This is a genomic window from Polaromonas sp. UC242_47, from assembly GCF_044452385.1.
In the GTDB taxonomy this organism is placed as follows: Bacteria; Pseudomonadota; Gammaproteobacteria; order Burkholderiales; family Burkholderiaceae_C; genus Polaromonas.
Window position 1 is genome coordinate 3,825,372 of record NZ_JBIOAO010000001.1, and the last position, 14,373, is coordinate 3,839,744.

The window sequence follows — 14,373 nt, forward strand, 5'->3', positions numbered from 1 at the left end:
GTTCGAATTAGATGGACGCGAGATTGCTGCGCGCTCGTTCCAAATCATCGGGGCGTCCGACGTCGAGCCAGGGCTCATGCATCGGATACGCCACCGTGCGTTTGGATTGTTCTTGCAGGCGTTCAAATAAGGCAGGCATGTCGCAGCGTGTATCAGCCGCCAAGGTGTTCAACGCCTCTGGTTCAAGCGCATAAACACCTGCATTAATGTGCGTTCGGGCCACAGGTTTTTCTTCAAAACCGACAATTTCAACGCCTTGGGTCTGCACCACGCCAAAGGGGTGCTGCCATTCATGCACACGCACCGCCATGGTGGCCGCAGCGTTGTGACGCAAGTGAAAATCCAGCAACTCACCGTAGTGAATGTCCGTAATCACATCGCCATTGGTCACCACAAATGCAGCGTCGGGGCGCGGATTGAGTAAACCTAGCGCGCCGGCGGTGCCTAATGGGGACTGTTCGCGCAGGTAGTCAATCTGCACACCCAGCCGGTCGCCATTGCCAAAGTGTTCTTCAATCATGTGGCCCAGATAATGGACTGCCAACACAAAGCGACTAAATCCTTCCAATTTGGCATGCTCAATGATGTGCTCCAGCATCGGCTTGCCTGCAACGGGCAACAATGGTTTAGGACAGTTTTCTGTGTGCGGACGCAACCGTGTTCCCATGCCGCCAGCCATAATCACCATCAGATTAGGACGCACGGGGGATGTGGCGATCTCATCCCAGAGATGCACGCCGACAATATGGCGATGCCCGTCGACGGCGGGAATCTGCTGGATCTTGTTAGCCACCATCAACTGCATGACCATCTCGCGCCCCATTTCAGGCGGAACGACCAATGCATTGCGATGGATGACGTTGGTGATCGGGCTGTTAAGGTCCAGCCCTTTGAGTAAACCGCGCCGTATGTCTCCGTCAGATATCGTGCCTTCCAGCTCGTCTGCCTCATTAATCACCAGGACGATCTTGATTCCGGCCTCATCCAAGTTGCTGATGGCTTGCCGAATGGTGGCGTGAGCGGGGAGAATGGCTTTGCGCCAGATTTGTTCTGTCGAATTCACTTATTACGCTCAATGTCAATGTGCAGGTAGATCATAAAAAGACTTTTTGGCGATACCATCAAGCGCACAGTGCTTGATGGTTTTAACCACTTTTTCACTTGCACCAGCTTCGCCATAAGGGTTTTGTACCTGGCTCAAACTCGCCTGAAAGGCTGCGGTGTAAAGCCGTTCCAAAGCGGCAACAATACCCTCACGGGTGGGTTCGCAATTAATCACACTTGCAGCTTGCAAGCGGCCCCGCTGACGGTCGCCGATGTTAATGGTGCCCTTCTTGAAGCTGGGTACTTCGGCCAATCCGCTGGAAGAATTGCCGACCACACCATCAACCTGGGCAATGCACGACAAATAGCGCAGTTGGCCGAGGGAAGTGTAAGCGTGCGCGTTGGGGTGTTGAGCGACAAACTGCTGCACCATCTTGATCAAGGCTCGGCCGTCGGTATCGGCGTTGGGCAGGGTGAAAATAAGCTTCGTGTCTTTCAGTTCTGTCAAGGCTGCTAACAATTCTGCCATCTGATCTTCAGCCGTTGACGTCTCAAGCGTGACCGGATGAAAGGTAATCAGCAGATTTTTGGGGCCGAGTTGGCAGCCCAGCGATGCTTCTAACGCTGCACGGCCGAGAAGCTGCAAGCGTTTAATGTTGTCAATGCCCAAGCCGCCAACGAGGAACACTCGTTCAGGCTGTTCACCAAGCTGGATCACGCGTCGCCGGTACGCTTCAGCAGCAACGAAATGCAAGTGCGACATCTTAGTGATGGAATGGCGCAGTGCCTCATCAAAGGCGCCTTCGGTCGTCTCCCCGCCATGCAAGTGCGCTACGGGTATGCGTGCCACCAGAGCTGCCGCCACCGCTGCAAAAATCTCGAACCGATCACCCAGCACAACAATCAGATCAGATTTTAATTCGTTCAATGCATCGGCAAAACCAATTGTCCCCAATCCCATGGATTTTGCGATGCCCACGGGCGTGTCTGAGCTGGTCAACATTTCGACCTTACGGTCAATCTGGAAACCGTCTTTTTCAATCTCGCGGTAGGTCAGACCAAACTCAGGTGACAAGTGCATGCCGGTGGCAATGACCTGTAGCGTGAGCTCAGGATCATCCTTGATACCTTGCATGACCCAGCGCAGCAAACCATATTCGGCTCGGGTGCCGGTGATGACACAGATTTTACGAGTCATAGTTCGATCAACTCGTCCGCCGCGAAATCGTGCGTCGCGATGCGGCCCATCACTTCCTCCCAGCGCATGGGCGTGATGCCCGTGCCGGGGCGCTTGGTGGTGATGTTTTGTGCACTAAAGACCTCACCCGCCTTTATCGCTTGGCTGGCCACAAGTGATTTTCGTGCAATAGGTTTGTTTCTGGCTTCGCTCGGGGTGAGGCGTTTGATGCCATCGCCTAGTGCGACTTCGATGTTGCGAATAGCGGCCACCATGGCTTTGAGTTCTGCTGGTTCAAGGCTGGCTTGGTGGTCGGGGCCGGGTAAATTGCGATTTAGCGTGAAATGTTTTTCAATCACCGTCGCACCCATGGCCACGGCGGCAATCGCCACTTCGATGCCGGGTGTGTGGTCGGAATAGCCCACCGCTACACCAAAGGCGCTATGAATGCTCTGCATGGCGCGCAGATTGACCTCATTCATGGGCGTGGGGTACTCGGTGGTGCAATGCAGTACCGTTATTCTGGCACGATGCGTACCAGCCAATTCGAGTACATCAATTGCTGCTTCAATTTCACCCAGCGTTGCCATGCCGGTGGAAATGATGACGCTTTTACCAAGGTGGCCGATATGGCGTAAGTAAGGCAGGTTGGTGATCTCGCCCGAAGGGATCTTGAAGTGATCCTGGCCGAGGCTCAGCAGCAAATCGATGCTTTCAACATCAAAACCGGTAGAGAAAAAACCGATGTTTCGCACGGCACAGTGCGCGATGAGTTCCCGGTGCATGTCATCGGTGAGCTCAAGGCGGCGCAGCATTTCATGCTGGGATTCTTTGTTGCCCGTGGTCTGGGTTTGATAGTCCGCCTTTTGGGCGCTACGTGTAACTTGCCGGTTGGCGTTAAAAGTTTGGAACTTAACGAGATCCACACCAGCCACGGCAGCCACATCGATTAACTGCTTGGCCAACCCGAGGTCGCCATTATGGTTAACGCCAGCTTCGGCGATGATGAGCGTACGGTTGTTCATAATTCATTGTGCCCTGTAAATCGGGCGTGATCTGGCTGGCTGTATCGCACAGCGACGCCCATACCCACCACGCAGCCTTTCCCTAGCGCAAGTCCCTCTTTAATGAGGCTACCACTGCCAACAAAGCTCCCCGCGCCGATTTTTGCATTGCCGTTGAGGATGGCGCCAGTAGAGACATGACAGTGGTCTGCCACCGTTACGTCATGTTCAAGCAGTGCACGCGTATTGATGATGCAGTTATTGCCAACGCTGACCCCGGCGTTGAGGATGGCCCCGTGCATCACGATAGTGCCTGCGCCAATGGTGGCGTGGCGAGAGAGATGTGCACTAGGCGCGATGATGGCTGGCAATTGAAACCCAAGTTCGATAGCCTGCTGATATAGGCGAATGCGGTGCTCGGGTGTCTGAATCTGACCCACGGTGATCAAGGCGTATTGACACGTTTTGGCGAGCTCCGGTAAGTCGATGTCCGTGCCAATGACGGCATAACCGAGGTGTGAAGCATGCAATTCGTCTGGCATGCCGACCAGCCCGGCAATCTGGTACTGCCCATGCTGCTCGATTACATCAATACAGGCGTGGGCATGGCCGCCGGCACCAATCAAGATAATTCTTGGCTTGCTCATGGAACGACTAGACCAAACCCGAACTACTCGGGATATTGATCAAGCGCCGCTCCAGCGACTCGACCATCGGCAAAGGTGCTTTCGGCGCGCTACTGAACATCGACAGGCGATTCATCAGCGCCCAGACCGGGCGGGTCATCAAGCCAGCGTCGTTGGTGGCGGTCAGTACCGCGTCGCGCTGATCAGCGAACGACTCGTCTAGCAACAGCGTCTGCAACCAGTAATTGCTGTGGCGCCCCACCGGTTCGACGACTAGGCGAACACCCTCAATGTCGGCAAAGGCTGATTGATAGCGCTCAAACAGGCGGCGCTTGTCGGCTAGAAAGCCAGGGAGTTGCTCAAGCTGCGCGCAGCCTAGCGCAGCATTCAGGTTGGGCAATCGGTAGTTGTAGCCCACCTCGTCATGCACAAAATTCCAGCGATGTGGCAGCTTGGCCGTGGTGGTTATGTGCTTGGCGCGCTTGCCTAGTTCGAGGTCGTTGGTGAGGATGGCACCACCGCCACCGGTGGTGATGGTCTTGTTGCCATTGAAGCTCAAGGTGCCCATCAGACCAAAGGTGCCTGTATGACGGCCGCCCACCGTGCTGCCCAGTGATTCGGCCGCGTCTTCGATAAGTTGAATGTGAAAGTCGTGCGCAACGGCCAATAGTGCTTCGATATCAAGGGGATGACCAAAGGTGTGCATCGGCACCATAGCGCGGATGACCCGGCCGGTGCTGAGGTTGATGCAATGGCCGCCGCGCAATTCGGTCGTGCTTGAGAGATGGTCGCGCAAAGCGTGAGCGTCCATGCCGAGCGAACGCTCCTCGCTGTCAACAAAATGCGGTGTTGCTTGGCAATAGGCCACGGCATTGGCGGTGGCGATGAAGGTGAGCGCTGGCAACAACACTTCGTCGCCAGCCGTGACGCCCGCCAAGAGCAGAGATACATGCAACGCTGCCGTGCCGTTGACCACGGCTATTGCACGCTTGGCACCAGTGAAGGCTGCCAAGTCATCCTCGAAACGGTCAACAAACTTGCCAACTGAAGATACAAACGTCGAATCGAGGCACTCCTTTAAATAGATCCATTCGTTGCCGCGAAAACGCGGTTCGTGCAGAGCGAGCGGCCCCGCGCCCACCACAGACGAGATCGCTCGAACGATTTCTTGAGCAAGATTACGTGGCGTATCCATGCGGTTCATAGGTTGTAGATGTCTGCTTTGTAGGCGGACAGGTTGGCAGGTTCGCGGAACCAAGAGATGGTCTCGGTCAGGCCGCGCAAGAAGCCTTCGCGGCTACCGTATTGGGGTTGCCAGCCGAGCAGTTGGCGAGCTTTGGTGTTGGACGCCCATAGTCGCTCGACCTCGCTCTTTTCGGGTCGCAGGCGCTGTTCGTCAGTCATGATTTCGATCGTGGTTCCCATAGACTCCGCGATCGCGTGCGCCGTGTCGCCGATGGAAATCTCGAAATTACTCCCAAGGTTGATGACCTCACCAATGCCACGGTCTGACTCCAGGGCGGCAATAAAGCCAGCCACCGTATCGGCCACGTAGTTGAAGTCGCGTGTGGGTGACACCGCGCCGAGTTTGATCTGGCGCTGCCCATGGGCAATCTGGGTGATGATGGTTGGGATAACGGCGCGAGCGGACTGGCGCGGGCCGTAGGTGTTAAAGGGCCGCAGTAACGTAACTGGTGTGCCAAACGATGAATAAAACGACATGGCAATTTGATCCGCGCCAATCTTGCTAGCCGAATAAGGCGATTGGCCTTGCAGCGGATGATCTTCGGTTATTGGAACGAAGCGCGCTGTGCCGTACACCTCGCTCGTCGATGTTTGTACTACCTTGCTTACACCAAGATCGCGCGCTGCCTGGACGATGTTCAGCGTACCTTTGATGTTGGTGTCGACATAGGTGTCGGGCGAGTGGTACGAATAAGGAATCGCGATCAGGGCCGCGAGGTGCAACACCGCATCGCAATCTTTCATGGCGGTACGCACGCCGTTGGGGTCCCGCACGTCGCCTGCAAACACCTCGAATTCTCCCTTCACGTCTGATGCGCAGCGGTCTAGCCAGCCCCAGGAGTTGAACGAGTTATAGAGCACGAACGCACGAACATCGTAACCCGTGCGTACCAGCGCTTCAGTAAGGTGAGAGCCAATAAACCCGTCGGCACCGGTAACTAAAATTTTCTTCTTTTTCACAATGAGTCTTTCAAAAGCAACTCTGCCATTTTCCAATCGAGCGGCGTGTCCACATCGACCGACCGCTCTTTAGCCATCACGTAGGCTAGGGTTTCAGGGCCGACCAAGGTGCCACTGCTGCGCAACCAATTGGCGTCGGCGAAGTACAGCGCGCCGTTGAGTGCAAAAGCTTGCGGCAGGTCTTGACGTCGTGCAATGGGTTCGGCATCAACAAACCGACTAAGGGCTTGATCCTTGGTCAAACGATAAGTCCAATAGGGGTGTGTGTCCGCCTCGCTGACCGACACAGCAGATCGCGCATGTTGCTGCATGGCGAGCCGAAGGCAGGCATCGATATCTTCAGTTGTCCGCAGCGGCGAGGTCGGTTGCAACAACAGCACCGAATCGTACTGAGGCAACTGGTCGAGCGCATGCAGCACAGGGTCTAGTCCAGGTGTTTGGTCTAGCGCCAGCTCAGACGGACGCATAAAAGGAACCTGAGCCCCCGCTCGGCGCGCAACATCGGCGATTTCCGGGTCGTCGGTGCTGACCACCACGGCACTGAGTAGCGAGGATCGGAGAGCAGCCTCAATCGTCCACACAATCAGCGGCTTTCCCGCGATCAGCTTGATGTTCTTGCGCGGAATGCCTTTTGAGCCACCCCGTGCCGGTATTAATGCGAAAGTATTCACCTTGATCTACCTTCGATGGCATGCATTGAAGTCGAGAACAAGTTCACGAGATGACGGCATATTGCCAGCGGTGGCAAATGAAATTGGGCGACATAGATAGAGTTAAATTTTTTCTGCGATGAAAAAATAATTCAGGACATTACTTTAGATAAAGCCAACAGTCATAAGTGGCGTCACCTCGCGCTAATGCCACACGCGTCAACAATAGACATTTTTTTCCATACTTCGGCGGGCTGATCCTTGAACGCCCTGTGGCCAACCAGAAGCAGCGCGATCTGCGCACGTCCCTGCGCTTGCTCCACTGTCACTAGTTGTGCGTGTTCAAAGAGTGCGGCAGGGAGGGTTTCAATATGAGGCTCCACAACCAACAACTCGCCAGGGTGCAATCGCGCCAACTGTGTGCTGATTGCCAGTGCAGGACTTTCACGCAGGTCATCTATATCCGGCTTGAAGGCAAGACCAAAGCAAGCGATGGTTACATCTCTAGCGGTCTTGTCTGGATTAGCGGACAAATAGTCCGCTACGGCGATTTTTACTTTTTCGATTATCCATTCTGGTTTTGCGTCATTAACCTCTCGGGCCATACGGATCAGACGCGCTTCTGCCGGGGCTTGGCTGACGATGAACCATGGATCAACCGCAATGCAATGCCCACCCACGCCAGGGCCCGGCTGCAAAATATTGACGCGCGGGTGTCGGTTGGCCAGCTTGATAAGCTCCCACACATTGATGCCCAGTTTGTCACAAATGATGGACAGCTCATTAGCAAAGGCAATATTCACGTCACGAAAACTGTTTTCGGTCAGCTTGCACATTTCGGCCGTGCGGGCGTCAGTGATAACACACTCACCCTGCACAAAAATTTTATAGAGCGCGGCGGCCGCAGCGGAGCATTTGGAAGTCATGCCGCCAATGACACGATCATTTTGAACCAACTCGCGTAACACTTGCCCTGGTAGCACACGCTCGGGACAGTAGGCCACGCGGATGTCAGAGTTTTCACCACGGGTTTGAGGAAAGCTGAGGTCTGGACGACTTTCAGCCATCCAAGCGGCCATTTGCTCCGTAGCACCCACAGGTGAAGTGGATTCTAGGATGACCAAGTCGCCCTTCTTGAGCACAGGAGAAATTGCCTTGCTAGCCGCTTCAATATAAGCGAGGTCAGGGTCGTGATCGCCTTTGAAGGGCGTAGGCACCGCAATCAAGAATACGTCCGCCGGTTCTGGCTGGGTAGTGGCGCGCAGATAGCCTTCGGCTACGGCAGCATGCACGACCATGTCCAAATCGGGCTCGACAATGTGAATCTGGCCGCAGTTAATCGTGTCTACGGTTTTCTGATTCACATCCACGCCAATAACCTTCATGCTTCTGGACGCAAACACAGCAGCAGTGGGCAACCCAATATAGCCAAGGCCAATGATAGAAATAGTTTTGAAGTTCATGTACTGACGTGCCAATAGAGGTTAGTTAGTCGACAAGCAGGGTCTGTGCAATACGCTGACAGGCTTGGCCGTCGCCATAAGGATTGTGGGCGAAGGCCATGGCTTGATAGGCCTGAGCATCCGTAAGCAGGGTGCCGGCCTCCGTCGCAATTTTCTCCACATCGGTGCCAACCAGCTTGACGGTACCTGCCTCCACCGCCTCGGGACGCTCGGTAGTATCGCGCATGACCAAAACCGGCTTTCCCAACGACGGCGCCTCTTCTTGGATGCCGCCAGAGTCGGTGAGAATAAGCGTGCTTTTATCCATCAGGTAAACAAAGGGCAGGTAGTCTAACGGCTCGATGAGATGAATATTGTCAATGCCACCCAGCAACCGCTTGACAGGTTCTTGCACCTGGGGATTGAGATGCACCGGATAAACCACCTGCACGTCGGCATGGCTCTTTGCAATACGAATCAACGCTTGGCAAATGCGCTCAAAACCGCCTCCGAAATTTTCACGCCTGTGGCCCGTCACCAGGAGTAGGCGCTTGCGTGGGTCAAGAAAGCGGAAGTCCTGAGCAAACTGCTGCAGAAGCTTGGGGCTGTTGACAATTTTTTCGCGCACCTGCAGCAATGCGTCGATCACCGTGTTGCCGGTCACATAAACCGCATCGGAAGATACGCCTTCCTTCAGCAAATTGCTGCGCGAAGTGGCAGTGGGTGCGAAGTGCCAACGAGCAAGCACGCTAGTGAGTTTGCGATTCGCCTCCTCAGGCCAGGGCGAATAAATGTCGCCAGTGCGCAAACCTGCCTCCACGTGACCAACCGGAATGCGCTGGTAGAACGCCGCCAACGACGCAGCAAAGGTCGTGGAGGTGTCGCCATGCACCAATACAACATCGGGGCGCCATTGCACAAGCACAACTTTCAGGTCGCGCAACACGCCGCTGGTGATATCCGACAAATCCTGCCCAGGCCTCATGAGGTCGAGATCGAAGTCAGGCTGGATATCGAAAAGTTGAAGCACTTGGTCTAGCATGTGCCGATGCTGAGCGGTCACGCAAACCTTGACATCCAGTGCGGCAATCGCTCGCAACATCTTGACCAGTGGGGCCATCTTGATAGCTTCGGGGCGGGTGCCGAAAACAAGAAGAATTTTTTTTGTCAAACTAAGTCCCTCAAGCACAAGCAAGACCAACCATGCGTATCACGCAAGCCGTACGCAGAACACATCTCTCGCATTAGCTTCAGGGCTACTCCCGTAGACGCACAACACCTCCAAAAAGTCGAGGATGTCAGAGAGGCAACTTGAATGAAGTCTTTTGACTTGCGGAAGCGACCATCTACATCAGCGTGCGAGGAGCATAAGAAAATGCCGCTGATATGACTCGCACCGCTTGGCAGACTATGCGAGGCCTCACGACCGCACGCCAAGGCGCTCCAGCCAAGGCGAGCAACGAACTCCTCGACCTGGACGAACCAGGTCCGTGTGAGGCTAACTATTGCCGCATCAATGAAATACACGGGAACAACAGTCATGCGCTTACGGAGAGCCTCGCAACAGGTGTAACGACACTAATCTCATAAATTAGCGTCGCCTTGGATTTGACTCATTTCCGACTTCAATACTTCTATCTCCCGCGTCAGGCGTTCGTACTCAGTCACCTTGCGCTCCAAAAAACGAACGGTGAGGCCGGCTTTTTCGGCGATGCCGACAGGTGTTAGCAAGTAGGCATAGGCCAATTTGTTCGAGCTTTTCCTAAAGCTCTCCATCTTGATAAACCCCTTATCCAGCAATGCATTCAGACAGTAGTTGGCTTTACCCAAGCTCACACCCAGCGCATTCGCCAGGCTGCGCTGATTCATATGCGGATTGACAGCCAAAAGGCGTAAAACCTTGAGGTGATTCTCTTCCTGGAGGCTTGAGCCGATCATCGTCGCATCTATGATTAAAGCATCTCTTGAGATGCGGATGTAGTTACTGCCAGATGAAGTTGCTGCCTTTGGCGGCTTCTGAAACATCGCTAATATTGACCTGTTCAATCAATGAACAAGCATACTACCACGCCACCCGCATAGGGTCGCCCTCCCCGCCGCAAACTTACTTCACACCCAACGCCCGGCGAATACGTGCCAACTTATCCGCGCCCCCCGCATCTACTCCCACGCTACGCAATGCTTGCCGCATGAATACAAACAGCAGCAACACGATGCCCGTCACCAGAGTGGCGCTAATGGCCCATAGAGCTTTTCTTGGTTGACTGGCCTTTTCCGGAAGAGTGGGCGCCTCCATCAGCATAGCCTCACTCACCCCCTCCAGCAGGACCTCAAACTCACTGATCTGCTTTTGGGCGGCGGCGGAGGCGGTCAGCAGATCTGCATAGCCGCGCGCAAGATCGCTGCCACCGGCCACAGACACATCGGACGACTCCAAGCGTTTGAGCAAACTGGTTGCAGCCTTTTCCGCATTTTTAAAACGCCCTTGCGCCTCTGCCAACTGGACTTCGATCCGCGTTCGGGCCATGCCTTTGGGGCGGCTTTGCCGATAGGTTTGATCAAGCACAACATTTGCTTTGGCTTGTGCCTGTTGTGGCGTGGGCGCAGAAACGGTCAGCGTGAGCAGCTTGTCGTTTCGGCCAACGGAGGTTTTGATACTTTGTCGAAGCTCCCTACGGGCTTCCTCGGCTGATTCGCCTTTACCTAACCCCAGCGTGATGGCTACTGGGTCCAATACAGCGGATGTGGCCATCAGGCTAGCGGTGGCTTGTTCTGCGTGAAGCACAGCCACGCTTTCAAAACTTTGCGGCAAGAGATAAGCAAAACCCAACGCACACAGCCCCACCAGCAAGGGACCGATGATGAGCAATTTGGCATTCTCGGCCAGGATCACCAGTATGTCGACCAAGCTTATGTCAGCTTGGTCGAAGTCATTACTTGGGCTAGTGGGGGTTTGAGTTTTTTCCATGGATTCCATTGACTCCGCCTATTTCGATGCGATGTGGCGAAGACGTTATATATGTGCCATTTATTGTATGCGGTGAGCTTTTCATTAGTTGAGAGCTGTGGATGTACTGGAATTTCCGCTCACATGGTCCGATCGGTATGCCTCGACATTCAGGACAAACAGGGCCGCGAAAAGTGAAGCTACCGACCTAGGCTGAACAAAGCAACTTAGCTTGAACGAGATAAGCGGGTTCGTTTAGAGCACACGGGTAGAACTCTGCAGCGCTAGCAAGCTGCCGACAACGGCCAGTCTGGCAACTCGCAAAAAGACAGGAATGGGGCATGATTGTCTCTTGGGGAAAGCAGCGGGCTCACGCTAGATGGCCAACCGATGGCTAAATCAGGGTCATTCCACGCGATGCAGCGCTCATGGTCAGGGGCGTAGTAGTTCGTGGTTTTGTACAGCACTTCAGCCCCCTCGCTGAGTGCCTGGAAGCCGTGAGCAAAACCGGGCGGCACCCAGTGCTGCTTGTGGTTGGCCTCGCTCAGCTCAACGCCCACCCACTGTCCAAACGTGGGGGAAAATTTACGAATGTCCACAGCCACATCAAACACGGCCCCACGCACCACTCGCACCAGCTTGCCCTGAGGCTGTTGAATCTGGTAGTGCAGACCGCGCACAACTCCTTTAGCGCTGCGACTGTGATTGTCTTGCAAAAAAGATACATCCAGTCCGGTGAGCTCACTGAAAGTTCGTTGATTGAATCCCTCAAAAAAAAAGCCGCGCGCGTCGCCAAACACCCGAGGCTCAAGGATGAAAACATCTGGGAGAGCAGTGGGGGTAAGTTTCATTTAGGGCGAGTCCTTTGAGGGTATGGCGGCAAAAGTCATACAACACTCAGCAATGCGCACGCATACACTAGTGAAGACTGTTGCAATTGAGCACCCCTGATTCGATAAGCATTCGCACGACTCGTCACAAACAGCTTTTTTACGCGCTGCGCTCGGTGCTGGAGTCACCATCAAGGGTGAGCATTGGCACTGCATCATACTTTTCATTCTCCCACCCCAAAATCTCAGCCAAGGTACGGTCCACCCCATGCTGCCAGGGCGGCAGACTCAAACCGAAGGTAGCTTGCAGCTTGGCGCTGTCCAGACGCGAGTTGTGTGGCCGCCGCGCGGGCGTGGGAAACGCGCTGGTGGGCACTGGGATCATTTCCCTTGCTGCCACTGCATTTTTTTGCCTCGCGTGGTCAATCACGCGGCTCGCATATTCGTGCCAAGTGGTTTCTCCGCTAGCAGTCAGATGGTACAGACCCGCATCTTGGGGGCGCGCCCCCTCCTTGCCAATGACTTGATGTATGGCGTGAGCAGTTACGTCGGCCAGCAACTCGGCTCCGGTAGGGGCGCCAAACTGGTCCTCAATCACGGTCAAATGTTCGCGCTCCCGGGCCAGACGTAGCATGGTTCTGACGAAGTTGCCGCCGCGGGCGGAATAAATCCAACTTGTTCTGAAGATAAGGTAATGCTTGCAATGTTTGGCGATGAGCTGCTCGCCATCCAGCTTGGTCTGACCATACACGTTGAGTGGGGCTGGGACGTCGGCTTCCAGCCAGGGCTGCGTGCCGCTGCCGTCAAACACGTAGTCGGTAGAGTAGTGCACCAGCCAGGCGCCAAGCTTGCACGCCTCCTGCGCCAGCAAACCAGGTGCGGTGGCGTTGATGAGCCGCGCCAGTTCGGACTCGCTTTCAGCGTTGTCCACCGCCGTATAGGCGGCGGCGTTCACAATGACATCAGGGAGGACCTGTTGCACCGTGTTAGCAAGACCTTGCAAATTAGTCAAGTCACCACAAAGGTCGCAGCTGCGGCGATCAAGCGCAACCAACTCCCCCAAAAGACCCAAGCTGCGCTGCAACTCCCATCCGAGCTGACCGTTTTTCCCAAAGAGGAGGATTTTCATAAACAATGGGCAGGCATGACAGCCTACTGAGAAATAGCTGTGAACGACGTGCCGCCCCACTCGCGGTAAACACCGCTTTGCACACGGCTCACCCACTCAGGGTTAGACAAGTACCACTGTATGGTTTTTTGGATGCCGGATTCAAACGTCTCTACCGGCTTCCATCCCAGCTCACGTTCGATCTTGCGGGCATCGATGGCGTAGCGCCGGTCGTGGCCGGGGCGATCTTTGACAAGGGCAATTTGCTCCTTATAACTCTTGCCGTCCGCCCTGGGCCGCAATTCGTCGAGCACGGCGCAGACGATATAGGCAGTTTCGATATTGAGCTTTTCGCTCCGGCCACCGACGTTATAGACCTCACCAGATCGGCCAGCTTTCAACACGCAGCAGATGGCGCTGCAATGGTCGTTCACATAAAGCCAGTCGCGCACCTGCCGGCCGTCACCGTACACCGGCAGGGATTTACCCGCTAGGGCGTTAACAATCATCAGAGGAATGAATTTTTCAGGGAACTGGTAGGGGCCATAGTTATTGCTGCAATTGATGATGAGCACCGGCAAGCCGTAAGTGTGATGATAGGCTCGCACCAAGTGGTCACTGGCGGCCTTGCTGGCGCTGTAAGGACTGCTGGGCTCGTAACGGTGGTTTTCGCTGAAAGCCGGGGCGACGGTGCTGAGTGAGCCATAGACCTCATCGGTGGAGACGTGGAGAAAACGAAAAGCCAGCTTGGCGGCCTCTTCCAGTTGGGCCCAATAGGCTCGCGCAGCCTCTAGCAGACGATAGGTACCAACGACGTTGGTTTGGATGAAGTCTTCAGGGCTGTGAATCGAACGGTCCACGTGGGATTCGGCAGCGCAGTTCACAATGGCTCGGGGCTGATACTTGGTCAACAGGCTGAACACCAACTCCTGGTCACCAATATCACCCTGTACAAAAATATGCCGCGCATCGTGCCTCAAGCTGGATAAGGTTTCAAGGTTTCCAGCGTATGTCAACTTGTCAAGATTGACGACGGGCTCGTCGGATTGCGCTAACCAGTTGATCACGAAATTAGCGCCTATGAAGCCGGCACCACCGGTGACCAAAATCATTGATTGTCCTTAAATGAATATACCAAAAGCCATTTGGCATTATGGCCGAAATTTTCACCCAACCCCACCTATCCACTTCGCCAAACATTCATTCGTACGCCAAATTTTATAATGAAGTTTCAATCTTATTGTCAAAAAAAATACCATTAAAATTCATCTCAAATCTTCATTCAAATAAAATTATTCCCATATAAAATATAAGTATCACCATATCAAAAGGTTAAATTA

The 14,373-nt window shown here is 54.5% G+C and carries 14 protein-coding genes; all 14 read right to left on the minus strand.

Annotated features, from left to right (window positions below; translation table 11 throughout):
* Positions 1–7: 7 nt before the first annotated feature.
* Positions 8–1,063 (minus strand): nucleotidyltransferase family protein, encoded by a 1,056-nt coding sequence (locus ACHMXK_RS18530; protein ID WP_397441985.1) that lies wholly within the window; start codon positions 1,061–1,063, stop codon positions 8–10.
* 15 nt (positions 1,064–1,078) lie between these two features.
* Positions 1,079–2,242 (minus strand): UDP-N-acetylglucosamine 2-epimerase, encoded by a 1,164-nt coding sequence (gene neuC, locus ACHMXK_RS18535; protein ID WP_397441986.1) that lies wholly within the window; start codon positions 2,240–2,242, stop codon positions 1,079–1,081.
* The gene (gene neuB / locus ACHMXK_RS18540) at positions 2,239–3,246 is read right to left on the minus strand and encodes an N-acetylneuraminate synthase (RefSeq protein WP_397441987.1); all 1,008 of its coding nucleotides are present in this window, start codon (positions 3,244–3,246) and stop codon (positions 2,239–2,241) included. Before neuB ends, neuC begins: the two co-directional genes overlap by 4 nt.
* Positions 3,243–3,872, minus strand: coding sequence for an acetyltransferase (locus ACHMXK_RS18545; protein ID WP_397441988.1), 630 nt, complete (start codon positions 3,870–3,872; stop codon positions 3,243–3,245). The genes neuB and ACHMXK_RS18545 overlap by 4 nt, the downstream gene beginning before the upstream one ends.
* A gap of 7 nt (positions 3,873–3,879) precedes the next feature.
* On the minus strand, positions 3,880–5,055 hold the full coding sequence (locus ACHMXK_RS18550; protein ID WP_397441989.1) for a LegC family aminotransferase: 1,176 nt from the start codon (positions 5,053–5,055) through the stop codon (positions 3,880–3,882).
* On the minus strand, positions 5,052–6,056 hold the full coding sequence (locus ACHMXK_RS18555) for an NAD-dependent 4,6-dehydratase LegB (protein ID WP_397441991.1): 1,005 nt from the start codon (positions 6,054–6,056) through the stop codon (positions 5,052–5,054). Before ACHMXK_RS18555 ends, ACHMXK_RS18550 begins: the two co-directional genes overlap by 4 nt.
* The gene (locus ACHMXK_RS18560; protein ID WP_397441993.1) at positions 6,053–6,727 is read right to left on the minus strand and encodes a cytidylyltransferase domain-containing protein; all 675 of its coding nucleotides are present in this window, start codon (positions 6,725–6,727) and stop codon (positions 6,053–6,055) included. Before ACHMXK_RS18560 ends, ACHMXK_RS18555 begins: the two co-directional genes overlap by 4 nt.
* Before the next feature lie 173 nt (positions 6,728–6,900).
* The gene (gene wecC, locus ACHMXK_RS18565; RefSeq protein WP_397441994.1) at positions 6,901–8,169 is read right to left on the minus strand and encodes a UDP-N-acetyl-D-mannosamine dehydrogenase; all 1,269 of its coding nucleotides are present in this window, start codon (positions 8,167–8,169) and stop codon (positions 6,901–6,903) included.
* A 25-nt stretch (positions 8,170–8,194) separates the two neighbouring features.
* Positions 8,195–9,319, minus strand: coding sequence for a non-hydrolyzing UDP-N-acetylglucosamine 2-epimerase (gene wecB / locus ACHMXK_RS18570; protein ID WP_397441995.1), 1,125 nt, complete (start codon positions 9,317–9,319; stop codon positions 8,195–8,197).
* Between the two features lie 413 nt (positions 9,320–9,732).
* Positions 9,733–10,173 (minus strand): MarR family EPS-associated transcriptional regulator, encoded by a 441-nt coding sequence (locus ACHMXK_RS18575; protein ID WP_397441996.1) that lies wholly within the window; start codon positions 10,171–10,173, stop codon positions 9,733–9,735.
* A 79-nt stretch (positions 10,174–10,252) separates the two neighbouring features.
* Positions 10,253–11,125 carry a Wzz/FepE/Etk N-terminal domain-containing protein gene (locus tag ACHMXK_RS18580; RefSeq protein ID WP_397441997.1) on the minus strand — a complete coding sequence of 291 codons (873 nt, stop codon included), beginning with the start codon at positions 11,123–11,125 and terminating at the stop codon, positions 10,253–10,255.
* Positions 11,126–11,379: 254 nt separating this feature from the next.
* Complete coding sequence (rfbC, locus tag ACHMXK_RS18585) at positions 11,380–11,946, minus strand: dTDP-4-dehydrorhamnose 3,5-epimerase (RefSeq protein ID WP_397441998.1); 567 nt, start codon at positions 11,944–11,946, stop codon at positions 11,380–11,382.
* A 139-nt stretch (positions 11,947–12,085) separates the two neighbouring features.
* Positions 12,086–13,054 carry a dTDP-4-dehydrorhamnose reductase gene (rfbD, locus tag ACHMXK_RS18590; protein WP_397441999.1) on the minus strand — a complete coding sequence of 323 codons (969 nt, stop codon included), beginning with the start codon at positions 13,052–13,054 and terminating at the stop codon, positions 12,086–12,088.
* Between the two features lie 23 nt (positions 13,055–13,077).
* On the minus strand, positions 13,078–14,145 hold the full coding sequence (rfbB, locus tag ACHMXK_RS18595; protein ID WP_397442000.1) for a dTDP-glucose 4,6-dehydratase: 1,068 nt from the start codon (positions 14,143–14,145) through the stop codon (positions 13,078–13,080).
* Between the last annotated feature and the right edge of the window lie 228 nt (positions 14,146–14,373).

Coding starts and splice junctions, on each gene's coding strand:
- neuC (WP_397441986.1), bottom strand. CDS start 2,242: ATGACTCGTAAAATCTGTGTCATCACCGGCACCCGAGCCGAATATGGT.
- neuB (WP_397441987.1), bottom strand. CDS start 3,246: ATGAACAACCGTACGCTCATCATCGCCGAAGCTGGCGTTAACCATAAT.
- ACHMXK_RS18545 (WP_397441988.1), bottom strand. CDS start 3,872: ATGAGCAAGCCAAGAATTATCTTGATTGGTGCCGGCGGCCATGCCCAC.
- ACHMXK_RS18550 (WP_397441989.1), bottom strand. CDS start 5,055: ATGAACCGCATGGATACGCCACGTAATCTTGCTCAAGAAATCGTTCGA.
- wecC (WP_397441994.1), bottom strand. CDS start 8,169: ATGAACTTCAAAACTATTTCTATCATTGGCCTTGGCTATATTGGGTTG.
- ACHMXK_RS18575 (WP_397441996.1), bottom strand. CDS start 10,173: ATGTTTCAGAAGCCGCCAAAGGCAGCAACTTCATCTGGCAGTAACTAC.
- ACHMXK_RS18580 (WP_397441997.1), bottom strand. CDS start 11,125: ATGGAATCCATGGAAAAAACTCAAACCCCCACTAGCCCAAGTAATGAC.
- rfbC (WP_397441998.1), bottom strand. CDS start 11,946: ATGAAACTTACCCCCACTGCTCTCCCAGATGTTTTCATCCTTGAGCCT.
- rfbD (WP_397441999.1), bottom strand. CDS start 13,054: ATGAAAATCCTCCTCTTTGGGAAAAACGGTCAGCTCGGATGGGAGTTG.
- rfbB (WP_397442000.1), bottom strand. CDS start 14,145: ATGATTTTGGTCACCGGTGGTGCCGGCTTCATAGGCGCTAATTTCGTG.